We start from the raw sequence: 13,136 nt of genomic DNA on the forward strand, positions 1-13,136 counted from the left end.
TTGATTGTCACCCCGCGAGGGAGACCTGGGCGGGTAGGTGGGTGAGGCATCGCGGGTGGACCGACCAGGTGCGCTGGCGCGGGACGGGGTCTGCGTCGTGGACCTCGGTGGTGAACCCCACCGGGAGGCGACGCCTGGTGACCGCGTCCCGAGCATGGGCGGCCGCCGCGCCCACGGCCAGCGCCGTGGTGGTGGGGTCGGTGCGCGCGGGCCGGGGGAGGCCGTCCAGACGCCGCGTCGTGAGCTGGGCCAGCAGGCGTGGCCAGGCGGGATCCCGGTCGGTGCGGTAGCGGTCCAGGCACAGGGGGCAGGGGTCGGCGAGCCCGCCCCACAGCGGCCCGACGGTCACCGAGCCGTCCGCCACGACGACCGGCAGGACCATCGCCCACGGTGCCCACTGCCGAGCGACGACGGGGTCGATCGCACCGTCCGCCACCAGCACCGCCAGGGCGGGCGGCCGGCGCGAGTCCCTGGCGGCGGTGCCGGCAGAGGGAGACGGCAGGTGGGTCGGGGCGAGCTCGTCCTGCACGTGGAGGCGAGGGTGCTGTCGTCGCAGGGCGCTCGCGACCTGCTCCGCGAGGTCGCCGATCCCGGCGACGAGCACCGGGACGCGAGCCAGGTCCGACGCGTCCGAGGACGAGTCCACTCCCGGTGCCGGCAGTCGCAGCACGTCCCGGGGGCGGCCGCCGCCGGGTGACCGGGGGTCGAGCAGGCCGTGGGCGGTCAGCAGGTCCAGCAGGTCGCCGAGGCGGCTGTCGTCCTCCCCGTGGCGGACGTAGACGAGCTGCAGGTCTGCCCGGGAGCGGGTGCCGTCGAGCGCCATGACGACCTCACGATCGGCGGCGCTGAGACCGGCCAGCACCATCGCGGTGGGGTGGTGCGCCCCGAGCTGGAGCTCGTCACCGCCACGGTCGAGCAGGCGGAGGCCGGGGCGGAGGGTGGGGCGTTCGCAACGGGTCATGGGTCGTCTCCTACGGGATGCGTGATGGATCGAGCGTGCCACACACAAACTCAGGCAAACGACAGCAAAAGTACTTCTGTGGATAACCATGAGCGGGACTGTCCCGCTCGGAGATGCCGAGAGGCGGTGCCGGCACAGGTGCCGACACCGCCTCTCGGACGGCAGGTGGTGCTCAGGCCTTGCCGAGGATGCGGTTGAGGTTGGTGCCGCACTCGGGGCACTTGCCCTTGGCCATGCGGCGACCGTTGGTCTCCACGATGTTGCCCTCGGCCTCACGCTTGGCCTTGCACTTGACGCAGTAGAACTCACCCTTGTAGGTGTCGGCCATGTCGTCTCTCCTTGTCGTTCGTGCCGCGGGTGCGGCAATCGGACTTCGGTCACCATAGAGCACACGAGAGCTGGTTCCGGGGATTACGCCGCGTCACCTCGCGAGCACGCAGTCGTGCTCAGGGCGCCCAGGCTGCCCCTGCCGCCCGCGCCGCCGGTCGCGATCCGTGGCTAGGCTCGAGCCACGCGTGCGGCCGGGACGGCCCGGCGCCAGCGCAGCGACGTCGACGAGGATGGCCATGGATCGTGAAAGCCTTTGGTGGGAGCAGGATTTCGAGCACCTGGCGGTGACCCGCCGGGTGCAGGGCGAGCGTCATACGGCCGTGGTCACCCTGGACCTGCCGGAGCAGCGCAACGCCATGAGCGAGGAGATGACGACCTCGTGGGCGCGTCTCGCCTCGTTGCTCGGGGACGACACGCAGCTGGCGTGTGTCGTGGTGACGGGTGCGGGCACGGCGTTCACCTCGGGGGGCAACCTGTCCTGGCTGATGGCCGAGCCGGACGCGTCGGTCAGCGACCTCCGGGCCAGGATGCGCACCTTCTACCGTCGTTGGCTGTCGATGACGAGGCTGGAGGTGCCGGTCGTGGCGGCCGTCAACGGCCACGCGATCGGCGCCGGACTGGCTCTCGCCCTCGCCTGCGACGTGCGCTACGTCGCCGAGGAGGCCAGGCTCGCCGTGCCCTTCACCGGGCTCGGCCTGCACCCCGGTATGGCGACCACGTGGTCGCTGCCATCGGTCGCGGGGCCGGCGCTCGCGGCCGACATGCTCCTGACGGGGCGGGTGGTCCTGGGCCACGAGGCGGTGGGCCTGGGACTGGCGTCCGCGGCCGCCCCGGCGGACGAGGTGCTCCGGCTGGCCCTGGACGCCGCCGACCGCGTCGCCGCCGCGGCGCCGGTGGCCACGAGGCTGACCCTGGCCGCGCTGCGGGACGGCGGCCACGACGGTCCGGCCGCGGCGCTGGAGTGGGAGGCCCTCGCACAGGCCACCACGATGGCGACGGCGGACCTGCAGGAGGGCGTCCGGGCGGCGACCGAGCGGCGACCGCCCACCTTCACCGGCCGCTGAGCACGGCGCGCTTGCCCCGGGCCACGCCCGAGCGCCGCTAGGGTGCCGCCATGAGTGAGGTCGAGGTGCGCCGGAGCACCCGTCGACGCCGCACCGTCAGCGCCTACCGCGAGGGCGATCGCATCGTCGTGCTCATCCCCGCCGGGCACTCCCGCCGCCAGGAGCAGGAGTGGATCGACCAGATGGTCGGCCGCATCGAGGCGCGCGAGCACCGGGTGCGCCCGAGCGACGGCCGGCTGGCCGAGCGGGCGTGGGAGCTGTCCCAGTCCTACCTCGGTGGCCTGGCCAGGCCCGCGAGCATCTCCTGGGTGTCCAACCAGCACCGGCGGTGGGGGTCGTGCACCCCCGCGGACGGCACCATCCGGATCTCCGACCGGGTGGCCGCGCTGCCCCGGTGGGTCCAGGACTACGTCGTCCTGCACGAGCTGGCGCACCTGCTGCAGCCCGGGCACGGGCCGGAGTTCTGGCGCCTGCTGCGGAGCTATCCCAAGCTGGAGCGCGCCAAGGGCTTCCTCGAGGGAGTTGCGCACGGCGCACGCGATGACACCCCGCCCGGGGATCCGGGGGACACGGGGGACTGCGTCGACGGATGACCCGTCTCAGGGCGCGCGGAGGCCGGCCCGCTCGATCAGACGGGGCAGCTCCTCGCCGTGCGGGTGCGGCAGCGCGTCCACGGGCCACCAGGCGACGTCGAGGGACTCCGCGCTGACGACGGGCTCGACCTCGCGGACGACGGCGACGAACCTCAGGTCCAGGTGCTCGCGGCACACCGTGAACCCCTCACCCAGCGCGTGCCGGTCCAGGTCGACCAGGACCGGCGTCACCTGCAGGTCCGGGATGCCCGACTCCTCGCGGCCCTCGCGCTGGGCGGCCGCCGCCACGTCCGCGTCGCCGGGCTCGGCATGACCACCGAGCTGGAACCACGTGCGGGCCTTGCGATGGTGCGTGAGCAGCACCTGGCGCCGGTCCTCGGACAGCACCAGGACGCTCGCCGTGAGGTGGGCGGCTGGCCCGTGCTTCCACCACGCGTCGGGGTGACGGTCGAGGTGCACCAGGAAGTCCTCGCGCAGCGACTCCTCCCTCGCGTCGACCGGAGCCAGCTCTGCCAGCAGTCGTATGGCGTCCGCCCGGAGGCTCGCGAGGTTGCCCGGTCGCGCGGGGTCCGTCACGCCGGGCCGTCGGTGGGGCCGCCTCCGGGACGGTCCTCGCGCCCCTCCGACAGCAGTCGGTCGAGCTCGGCGTCCAGGTCGTCGCCCTGCCCGGAGCGCACGCGCTGGACGTAGCCGAGGACGTCGTCCAGGTCGTCGCCGGTCGGCGCCACGTCGGGGTGCGCCCAGACGCTGTCGCGCAGCTCCTGCCCGCCGGCGTCCTCGAGGGCTGCGAACAGGTTGGCGGCGTCGCGCAGCCGGCGGGGACGCAGCTCGAGCCCCACGAGCTGGGCGAAGGCCTTCTCGGCCGGGCCGCCGGTCGCCCGGCGTCGCCGCACGGTCTCGCCGAGGGCGGCCGCCTCCGGCAGGTGCGGTCGCGTGGCTCGGTCGGCGACGACGTCGACCCATCCCTCGACGAGGGCGAGCAGCGTCTCGAGCGAGGCCAGGGCGCGACGCTGGGCGTCTGAGGGTTCCGGGGTGAACAGCGTCGAGCCCAGTGCCTCCTGCAGGGCGGCGGGGTCGCTCGGGTCGACCGTGGACATGCGGGCGGAGATGCCCTCGACGTCGATCGAGATGTCACGGGCGTAGGCCTGCACGGCAGAGGTCAGGGACGCGGTCAGCCACGGGGCGGCGGTGAACAACCGGGACCGGGCCGCCTCGCGGGCCGCGAGGTAGAGGCGCACCTCGGCGGGGTCGACCTCGAGGCCCTCGGAGAGGGCGCGAACCCCGGAGGGGAGCAGGGCCACGGCGTGACCCGGCACGAGGGGGAGTCCCACCTCGGTGCCGGACACCACGTCCTCGCTGAGGCCACCGACCGCCTCGGCCGTCTGGGCGGCGAACATCGCCGCACCCATGCGGTGCATCATCGGGCCCATCTGCGCCATCATCGCCGTGGTGTCCATCCCCTGGGGGAGCTGTGGCATGCCCGGCATGCCCGAGAGCTGCTCCAGCCCGCCGTGCTCGGCGAGCTCCTCGAGCTGCCCCCGCATCGCCCCCGTCATCGCGGCCGTGACGCCGTCCGCGACCGGGGTGACCAGCTCGATCCAGGTGGGCATCGTCGCCTGGACCCACTCGGCCCGGCTCCACACGGCGTCCGGCGCGTTGGCCGCCTCGAAGGCCGTGGCCTGGTCGAGCCACAGCTGGGCCACGCGGATGGCGTCGGCGTGGGAGCGACGGTCGGCGTCCCCCACGACGGCGTCGCCGCCCTGGGCGACGCGCTTGCGCGCGAGGTCGAGCGCGACCGCCCCGTCGACGGCACCCTCGGGGGCCGGACCGGAGAACATCGCCTGGACCTGCTGGCGCACCATCGCCAGCTGGGTGGGGTCGAGCTGCTCCATGCCGAGCTGACGGAGGGCGTCGCGCACCTGGGGGTTGTCCGCGAGCGAGGGGTCACCCATCATCTCGCCGAGCATGCGGGCCAGGGCGGCGGCATCGTCGGGGTCGTGCGGTCCGGACCCGGGTCCGTTGGTGGGTGGGACGGTCACGACGTGCTCCTCCGGTCGACGGATCGGGTGGTACTGCAGCCTCAACGCTAGGAGGGAGCGGGGCGTTCCGTCACGTGCGTCCAGGGACGACGGCGTCGAGGTGCACCACCCTGTCGGTGATGGAGACTAGCCTCTCCCGCAGACGTCCCCCTCGACGGAAGGGCCCCCGTGAGCCAGCCAGTCCCCAGCGCCCGGCTCGTCGCCGTGCGTGACGCGCCGCTGTCCGTCGACGAGGTCCTGGCGGCGGTGAGCGATCCGCGGGCCGGGGCGATCGTGCCGTTCATCGGCATCGTCCGGGACCACGACAGCGACAAGGGCGTCACCAGCCTCGACTACTCGGGCCACCCCACCGCCCTCGACCGCCTGGCCGAGGTCGTGGCCGGCACCCAACAGCTCCCGGGCGTCCTCGCCGCCGCGGCGGTGCACCGTGTCGGCCACCTCGAGATCGGCGACCTGGCCGTCGTCTGCGCGGTGAGCGCCTCGCACCGGGGGGAGGCCTTCGACGCCTGCCGGCACCTCATCGACACGCTCAAGTCGACCGTCCCGATCTGGAAGCACCAGGCCTTCTCCGACGGGACCGAGGAGTGGGTGGGGCTGCCGTGACGGGGGCCTTCCCCGCCCCGGGGATCCCCGCTCCCCGCCGGCGGCGCCGTCGCGTCCTCGCCGCAGTCCTGGGCCTCCTGTGCCTGGTGCTGGTCGCCCTCGCCTTCATCCCGCTGCCGTATGTCGTGATGGGTCCCGGCCCCGTCACCAACACCCTGGGCGCGACCCGCGACGGCCGACCGCTCATCTCGGTGCCCAAGGCCCAGGACCACCCCGCGTCGGGCGTCCTCAGCTTCACCACCGTCTCGGTGCGGGGTGGCCCGGGTGCCACGGTCACGGCATACGACCTGCTGGCCGCGTCCGTCTCGCAGGCCCGCTCGGTCGTGCCCGAGGAGCAGGTGTTCCCCCAGGGCGCGACCAACGAGGAGATCAAGCGCGAGAACGCCGCCGAGATGACCCACTCCCAGGAGGACGCGGTGGTCGTGGCCGAGCGCGCGCTGGGGCTCACGGTGCCCGAGACCGTCTCGGTGGGGGTGCTCCCGACCGGGTCCCCGGCCATCGGGCGGCTCGAGCCCGGAGACCGCTTCGTGCAGGTCGGGTCCACCCCGGTGACCGGCAGCGCGGGGCTGCGGTCGGCGATCCAGTCCTACGCCGCCGGTCAGTCCGTGCCGGTCACCGTCGTGCGCGACGGAGCCCGCCGTCAGGTGTCCCTGCCCGTGCGTGAGCAGCAGGGACGCAAGGTGATCGGGGTCGGGCTCAAGGTCGACTACACCTTTCCCGTCAAGGTCACCATCGACGCCGGCGACGTGGGTGGACCCTCCGCCGGGATGATGTTCGCCCTCGGCATCCACGACCGCCTGACGCCCGGCGAGCTGACGGCGGGCCAGCGCATCGCTGGCACGGGCACCCTGTCGCCCGACGGGCGGGTCGGGCCGATCGGGGGGATCCAGCAGAAGCTCGCCGGTGCCCGCGCGGCCGGGATCCAGTGGTTCCTCGCGCCGGCCGGCAACTGCGGCGAGGTCGTCGGCCACGTGCCGGACGGGCTGCGGGTCGTGCGCGTCGACGACTTCGACGACGCGCTGGCGGACGTGCGGGCCATCGCGGCCGGCAAGGGCGCGGGCCTGCAGGGTTGCGGCTGACCCGATGCGCTCGTGTCAGACCCGGTCGACCGTCAGGCCTCGCTGAGGGTGGCCCGCAACGCCTCGACGAGGCCCGGGGCGATGTCCGGACCCATCGCGACGGCGTCGTCGCTGTCGTGGGCGCGCTGACGCAGGAGCGTCACCTGCTGGCCGGAGCGGTCCACGGCCACGAGCAGCCGCACGTCCTGGCGCGCCGGGTGGGACGCGAGGCGCTCGAGGGCGGCCTCCGGGTCCTCGGGCAGGTCCGCCTCGGCCTCCGGAGGCACGACGATCCGCTCGACGCTGATGGCGGTGCCCGCGACCTCGGCGGGCCACACGATGCCGGCCAGCAGGTCCTCCAGACCTGACGCGTCGGGCAGCTCCTCCTGCTCGATGGCCGTCAGGCCCGCGGGGTCCTCGCCCTCGAGCCTGGCGCCGAGCTGGGGCTCGGCAGCCAGCAGCTCGGCGGTGCGGACGAGGGCGAACAGCCGCGTGGGCTGGTCCCAGCCGGAGCGGGCCACGTGCTGCTCGGTGTCGACGGCGCACGTGATGAGGGGCGTGGGGACGAGCTGAGGAGTCGAGGTCACGGGTCCATGCTGCCTGAGGGCGGCAGGAACCCCTAGCCGGGGACTCCAGACAGCCGGTCAGCCTATAGCCGCCTGCCGAGGCCTTGACGGGGCCCGCGAGACATCGGCGAGCGTCCGGAGCCACATCAGGGTGACGTCTCCCGCCGACGTCCAGCGAGCCGGGGTAGGTTGGGCCGCGAGCACCACGGGCGGCAGTCGCGGCCCGGCGGCCCGAACGTGCAGGAGGACGACGCAGTGAGTGACGAGGGGCGCCCCGCGTCGGGTCCGGCCGATCCCGGAGGCGCAGGTGGCGCGGCACGTGCCCGTCGCCGACCGGGCCGGGGGAGAGCCGGGCGTGGGTGGCTCGGCCCGCTGCTGACGATCGTCGCGGTGGCCGCGCTGGCGCTGGGTGCGCTGGCGAGCGTGTGGACGCAGGTGCTGTGGTTCGACAGCGTCCGCTTCAGCCGCGTCTTCACCACCGAGCTGCTCACCAAGGCCGGGCTGTTCGTGACCGGCGCGCTGGTCGTCGGCGCCCTGGCCTGCTCGAGCATCCTCATCGGCCACCGGCTGCGCCCCGTCTACGCCCCCGTCACGGACGAGCAGGTCGCCCTCGACCGCTACCGCGCGATGCTGGACCCCCTGCGCCGGCTGGCCGTCTGGGTCGTGCCGGGCGTGCTCGGGGTCTTCAGCGGCACCGCGCTGGCCAGCCAGTGGCAGACCTTCCTGCTGTGGCTGCACCGGGTCCCCTTCGGCAAGCAGGACCCCGAGTTCGGGATGGACATCGGGTTCTTCGTCTTCACCCTCCCATGGGTGAGCTTCCTGCTTGACTTCGCCCTCATGGGCCTGGTCCTCGCCGCCATCGTGGCCGCCCTGACCCACTACCTGTATGGCGGACTGCGCCCACCGGGCATGAGCGGGCGCTCCACCAAGGCGGCGGTCGTCCACCTCTCCTGCCTGTTCGCGGCGGTGGCGCTGGTGCAGGGGCTCAGCTACTGGTTCGGGCGCTACGACCTGGCGGTGGCCGACTCCGGGCGCATCACCGGCATCACCTACACCGGCGCCCACGCGGTCCTCCCCGGTCGTTCGATCCTCGCGGTCGCGGCCGTCCTGTGCGCGCTCTTCTTCCTGGCTTCGATCTGGACCGGGTCGTGGCGGCTGCCGGTGGTGGGCGTGAGCCTGCTCGCCGTGTGCGCGCTGGTGATCGGGACCATCTATCCCATGCTCGTGCAGAGCCTCAAGGTCAAGCCGAGCGAGCGCACCCTGGAGCAGCCCTACATCCAGCGCAACATCGAGGCCACCAGGTCGGCCTTCGGGCTCGACAAGGTGGTCAAGACGCCCTACAAGGCGGAGACCACGGTCTCGAGCGGTCAGCTGCGCGGCGACGCCGACACCATCCCGGGCATCCGGATCGTCGACCCCGCGATCGTGGGGCAGACCTTCGAGGCCATCCAGGCGGTCAAGGCCTTCTACTCCTTCCCCGCCAGCCTCGACGTCGACCGCTACCGCCTCGAGGGCAAGTTGGTGGACGCCGTGGTGGGCGCCCGCGAGCTGCGGCTCGACGACCTCGACCGCTCGTGGCGCAACTGGGTCAACGACCACACGGTCTACACGCACGGCTACGGCCTCGTCGCGGCCTACGGCAACCGGCGCGGACCGGACGGTCAGCCGGTCTTCTTCGAGCAGAACATCCCCTCGACCGGCAAGCTCGGCACCTACGAGCCCCGCATCTACTTCGGGGAGGAGTCCCCGACCTACTCCATCGTCGGTGCCCCGGAGGGCAGCGGCGACGCGGAGCTCGACCACCCCGACGGCAGCGCCGGCGGCCAGCGCAACACGACCTACCGGGGGGCGGGTGGCGTCCAGATCGGGTCCTTCCCCCGTCGCCTCGCCTATGCCATCGCCTATCGCGAGCCCAACATCCTGCTGTCCAGCGCCGTCAACCCGGAGTCGCGCCTGCTCGACATCCGCAAGCCGCGCGAGCGGATCGGCAGGGTCGCCCCGTGGCTGACGCTGGACGGTGATCCCTACCCCGCGGTGGTCGACGGACGGGTCCAGTGGATCGTCGACGGCTACACGACGAGCGCCAACTACCCCTACTCGCAGCTGACCGAGATCGAGGACGCGACCTCCGACGCCCTCACGGCCCGGTCCGCGAACGTTGCCGCCCTGGCGCCGGCGCGCGTCAACTACATGCGCAACTCGGTCAAGGCCACGGTCGACGCCTACGACGGCACCGTGCACCTCTATGCGTGGGACGACCAGGACCCGCTGCTGAAGGCCTGGACCAAGGCCTTCCCCGGGACCGTCGAGCCCATGTCGGCGATCAAGGGGGAGCTGATGCAGCACCTGCGCTACCCCGAAGACATGTTCAAGGTCCAGCGATCGATGCTCGGCAAGTACCACGTGACCGACGCCAACAGCTTCTTCGGCGGGCAGGACTTCTGGAAGGTCCCGACCGACCCGAGCGACCGGACGACCGGGGCGCCCAGCCAGCCTCCGTACTACCTTTCGCTGGCCGTGCCAGGCCAGGCGGCCCCGACCTTCTCGCTGACCACCACCTACACCCCAGAGAAGCGCTCGGTGCTGTCCGCCTTCCTCTCGGCCGACGCCGATGCCGGGGGCAAGGACGGTCAGCGCAAGGATGGCTATGGCACGTTGAGGCTGCTCGAGCTGCCACGGGACACCCAGGTGCAGGGGCCGGGGCAGGTCGCCAACAACATCTTCTCCTCCAACGACTCGTCGCCGCGGTTCGCGCTGACGCTGAGCCAGTTCCTCAACAACAACTCGCAGGGTGGGTCCAAGGTGTCCATGGGCAACCTGCTGACCCTGCCCGTGGGTGGGGGAGTGCTCTACGTCCAGCCGATCTACGTGCAGGCCTCGTCCGGCACGTCCGCGTACCCCCAGTCCAAGGCGATCGTCGCCTCGTTCGGCGACAAGCTCGCCTGGTCGGACACGCTGGACGGCGCGCTCGACGGACTCTTCGGCGGCAACTCGGGAGCCACGGCCGGCGACCAGGGCACGTCGGGCCCGGCGGCGCCCACCGCTCCGAGCACGCCGACCCCGGGCCAGAGCCCGACCACCCCTCAAGGCAACCAGGGCAACGCGGAGGTCGCCAAGCAGCTCACCGCGGCTCAGGAGGCGATGAAGGCGGCCGACGAGGCGCTGGCCAAGGGCGACTTCACGGCGTACGGCGAGGCCCAGAAGCGGGTGCGGGCGGCGGTGGACGCGGCTCTCAAGGCCCAGCGTCCGGGACAGACCACCGTGGTGCCGGCGTCGCCGTCCGCCACCCCGTCGGCGACGCCCACCTCGACGCCGACCCCGACGAGTCCCTGACCGGGTCAGGAAGGGTGACGGAAGCGCGGCTGGTCGCCGATTTGCACCTCCCGTCCACCGTCGCGTAACCTGAAGTCACCGACGCGGGGTGGAGCAGCTCGGTAGCTCGCCGGGCTCATAACCCGGAGGTCGCAGGTTCAAATCCTGCCCCCGCTACCAACCTGGCCCGGGATTCGATCCGAATCCCGGGCCAGAAGCATGTCTGGGCGGTCATCGCTCCGCGGCTCTCCCGCCGGCAGGCACTCAGGCTCGCCAGGTCCGCGGCCTCACCACGTCATGGACGTGCGAACGACGAGGGCACCCGCGTCGGGTTCCGAGCCCTCTCCTCACGCGGACAGGTGCCGCTGCCTGGGCCAGACTCGCGACCAGGAGCCGACCGGGCCGGCGCAGACCCACACCCGCGCACCGAACTCCTCGTTGTCCACGCCGGGGTCCAGGGTGGCCGCGAGCCGGCACCCGTCCCACAGGTCGGGGTCGGGCTCCCTGTCGCCGAGGAGCACGACGGGGCCGGAGCTCTCGGGCGGGGGGCCCCAGTCGGCGTAGCCGTTGTGCCCGCTCCAGGCGGGCCTCCCCGTGAACCAGCTCCACGCACCTGCCTCCCCGTAGTTCTGGCTCAGCACGACGACACCGGCCGGCTGCTGGTCGACGACGTCTCGCACCTGAGCGACCACGGTGGGCCAGCCGATGGTGTTGAGCTGGTCGTCGTTGATCGCGGCCCACGGGGTCGCGGCATAGACGGGTGCCGGTAGCACGGGCAGGGCTGACGGCAAGGGCACCAGTCCGGCGATCGCCGCGATCCAGACGAACCATGAGGACCGGGGCCGCCCGGGCGCCGGAGCCGGGAGCGCCGGGCTCGAGCGTGCCGCTCCTGCTGCGGCCAGGGCCACCAGCAGGCCGAGGGTGTAGTAGTGCTTGCCGCCGGTGGCGAGCAGCACCGCGAGCACCACGACGTATGCCGTCGCGACGGGCGCGACCAGGCCCGTCCGGTTGCGCAGGCCGACGCCGAGGCCGCGCACCGCCAGGTAGCCGCCGATCGGCCCGAGCAGCAGGAGCTGGAAGCCGACGAGCGTCACGGCCCCCAAGAGACCGCCGTCCTCAGCCCGGATGTCGGCACCGAGCTCGAGCTGGGGCCAGCCGTGGGTGGCCTGCCAATGGAGGTTCGGGGCCCACAGCGCGACGGCGACCAGGGCGGCCGCCCAGAGCCACGGACTCGCGAGGTGCCCCCGGAACCGCGGTGACCCCGCGAGCCCGACGACCAGGCCGAGGGCGAGGAACGCCGGCAGCGTCTTGTTCTCCAGCCCCACCCCGAGCAGCAGGCCTGCGGCCAGCCACCACCGTCGGTCTCCCGAGCCCAAGGCAGCGACCGCGAGGCGGGTCACCCCCACCCACACGGCCAGGTCGAGCGTGGACGTCGAGAGCAGGTGCCCGACGGAGAGCACCCCCGGCCCGACCGCCACCACCACGGCGGACAGCAGCTGGCCGTGCCGGGAGGCGCCGAACGCTCGGGCGAGGTCGGCGGCGAGCCAGACGACGAGCACGACCAGCAGGGCAGACACCGAGCGCAGGGCGACCAGCGAGCCGGGTGCCAGGTCGTGGAGGAGGGCGGCCAGCAGCGGGGTCAGCGGCGGCTGGTCCGGGTAGCCCCGCTGCGGGTGGTGGCCCGCACCGACGAAGTAGAGCTCGTCGCGATGGGGGCCGTAGCGGGGCGCCAGGATCAGGAGCACGACCCCCGTCGCCGTCGCTACCCACGGCACCGCCCGGGATCGCCCAGCCCCCGCCGGCTCCTGCTGCTCGTCGGGCCAGGTGCCCGCGTCCCGTGCCATCCGTGCCATGGTCCGTCCCTCCCGGGAAGTGGTCGGCGATGCCGGACGAGGGGGACGCGCATGACCCTCGAACCACGCACCCGGGGGAGGCAACGCCCCGTCGACGTGATCGTACTCAGGGGCTCGAACGCCCGATTTGGCACCACCCGGACGCCTGTGTAATGTTTCCGCTCGTGCCCCGGCCACGGAGCGCGCTGCGGGACTCACCCCCCCGGGGGATGCGGATCACGCGGAGTTGACGAGGTGGCCACGAACGAGTAACCTAGTCGGGTTGCTTGGCGCAGACAGTCAGGACGAAGCACGTTCCCAACGGGAGCTGCGAGGCCGGACTTGACGCGGGAAGCACGAAAGAGTAAGTTTGAATGGTTGCCACGACGCAGGAACGAACGAAAAGTTCGAGACCACGACGTGAGCGTCCGATGTTTGAGAACTCAACAGCGTGCCGAAATTCGATGCCAAGTTTTAAACCTCGTTTGAGGTTCCTTTGGTAGATGGACATTCAACGTCATGTTGTTTTGTCTTTTTGCTGGGTTTACAAATTTTTCTACGGAGAGTTTGATCCTGGCTCAGGACGAACGCTGGCGGCGTGCTTAACACATGCAAGTCGAACGATGATGCCCAGCTTGCTGGGTGGATTAGTGGCGAACGGGTGAGTAACACGTGAGTAACCTGCCCTTCACTCTGGGATAACTCCGGGAAACCGGGGCTAATACTGGATATGACTCCTCCTCGCATGGGGTGGGAGTGGAAAGCTTTTGTGGTGGAG

At 72.3% G+C, this 13,136-nt stretch carries 11 protein-coding genes, 1 tRNA gene and 1 rRNA gene; 7 read left to right on the top strand and 6 right to left on the bottom strand.

Features of this window, described 5'->3' with window-relative positions:
* Nucleotides 1–7 precede the first annotated feature (7 nt).
* Together K313_RS0103090 and K313_RS23825 are read right to left on the bottom strand one after the other, a co-directional pair.
* Complete coding sequence (locus K313_RS0103090) at nt 8–961, bottom strand: hypothetical protein (protein WP_029210389.1); 954 nt, start codon at nt 959–961, stop codon at nt 8–10.
* 172 nt (nt 962–1,133) lie between these two features.
* A complete protein-coding gene (locus K313_RS23825; RefSeq protein WP_019287526.1) occupies nt 1,134–1,289 on the bottom strand; it encodes a DUF5679 domain-containing protein in 156 nt (51 codons plus the stop codon).
* A gap of 238 nt (nt 1,290–1,527) precedes the next feature.
* Between K313_RS23825 and K313_RS0103100 the strand changes: the two genes are divergently transcribed.
* Together K313_RS0103100 and K313_RS0103105 are read left to right on the top strand one after the other, a co-directional pair.
* Nucleotides 1,528–2,355: an enoyl-CoA hydratase/isomerase family protein gene (locus K313_RS0103100; protein WP_084412411.1), complete on the top strand. Its 828-nt coding sequence runs from the start codon at nt 1,528–1,530 to the stop codon at nt 2,353–2,355.
* A 50-nt stretch (nt 2,356–2,405) separates the two neighbouring features.
* Nucleotides 2,406–2,948 carry a M48 metallopeptidase family protein gene (locus tag K313_RS0103105; protein WP_019287523.1) on the top strand — a complete coding sequence of 181 codons (543 nt, stop codon included), beginning with the start codon at nt 2,406–2,408 and terminating at the stop codon, nt 2,946–2,948.
* A 6-nt stretch (nt 2,949–2,954) separates the two neighbouring features.
* On the opposite strand, the gene K313_RS0103110 is transcribed toward K313_RS0103105, so the two are convergent.
* Both K313_RS0103110 and K313_RS0103115 read right to left on the bottom strand, forming a co-directional pair.
* Complete coding sequence (locus tag K313_RS0103110; protein WP_029210391.1) at nt 2,955–3,524, bottom strand: NUDIX hydrolase; 570 nt, start codon at nt 3,522–3,524, stop codon at nt 2,955–2,957.
* The gene (locus K313_RS0103115; RefSeq protein WP_029210392.1) at nt 3,521–4,987 is read right to left on the bottom strand and encodes a zinc-dependent metalloprotease; all 1,467 of its coding nucleotides are present in this window, start codon (nt 4,985–4,987) and stop codon (nt 3,521–3,523) included. Before K313_RS0103115 ends, K313_RS0103110 begins: the two co-directional genes overlap by 4 nt.
* 168 nt (nt 4,988–5,155) lie before the next feature.
* Here K313_RS0103115 and K313_RS0103120 point away from each other — a divergent pair, with 168 nt between their 5' ends.
* Entirely contained in the window at nt 5,156–5,590 is a 435-nt protein-coding gene (locus K313_RS0103120; protein ID WP_029210393.1) for a molybdenum cofactor biosynthesis protein MoaE, read from the top strand.
* Complete coding sequence (locus K313_RS0103125; protein WP_019287518.1) at nt 5,587–6,669, top strand: YlbL family protein; 1,083 nt, start codon at nt 5,587–5,589, stop codon at nt 6,667–6,669. Before K313_RS0103120 ends, K313_RS0103125 begins: the two co-directional genes overlap by 4 nt.
* A gap of 32 nt (nt 6,670–6,701) precedes the next feature.
* Here K313_RS0103125 and K313_RS0103130 read toward each other — a convergent pair whose 3' ends face one another.
* Nucleotides 6,702–7,235, bottom strand: a complete 534-nt coding sequence (locus K313_RS0103130; protein WP_029210395.1) for a PPA1309 family protein — start codon at nt 7,233–7,235, stop codon at nt 6,702–6,704.
* Between the two features lie 234 nt (nt 7,236–7,469).
* Here K313_RS0103130 and K313_RS0103135 point away from each other — a divergent pair, with 234 nt between their 5' ends.
* Together K313_RS0103135 and K313_RS0103140 are read left to right on the top strand one after the other, a co-directional pair.
* Entirely contained in the window at nt 7,470–10,547 is a 3,078-nt protein-coding gene (locus tag K313_RS0103135; RefSeq protein ID WP_240483920.1) for a UPF0182 family membrane protein, read from the top strand.
* Between the two features lie 82 nt (nt 10,548–10,629).
* Nucleotides 10,630–10,706, top strand: a tRNA-Met gene (locus tag K313_RS0103140).
* Nucleotides 10,707–10,873: 167 nt separating this feature from the next.
* On the opposite strand, the gene K313_RS0103145 is transcribed toward K313_RS0103140, so the two are convergent.
* Nucleotides 10,874–12,370: a glycosyltransferase family 39 protein gene (locus tag K313_RS0103145; protein WP_169516812.1), complete on the bottom strand. Its 1,497-nt coding sequence runs from the start codon at nt 12,368–12,370 to the stop codon at nt 10,874–10,876.
* A gap of 543 nt (nt 12,371–12,913) precedes the next feature.
* Here K313_RS0103145 and K313_RS0103150 point away from each other — a divergent pair.
* Nucleotides 12,914–13,136 (top strand): 16S ribosomal RNA (locus K313_RS0103150); the annotation flags it as partial.

The organism is Arsenicicoccus bolidensis DSM 15745 (genome assembly GCF_000426385.1).
Taxonomy (GTDB): Bacteria; Actinomycetota; Actinomycetes; order Actinomycetales; family Dermatophilaceae; genus Arsenicicoccus; species Arsenicicoccus bolidensis.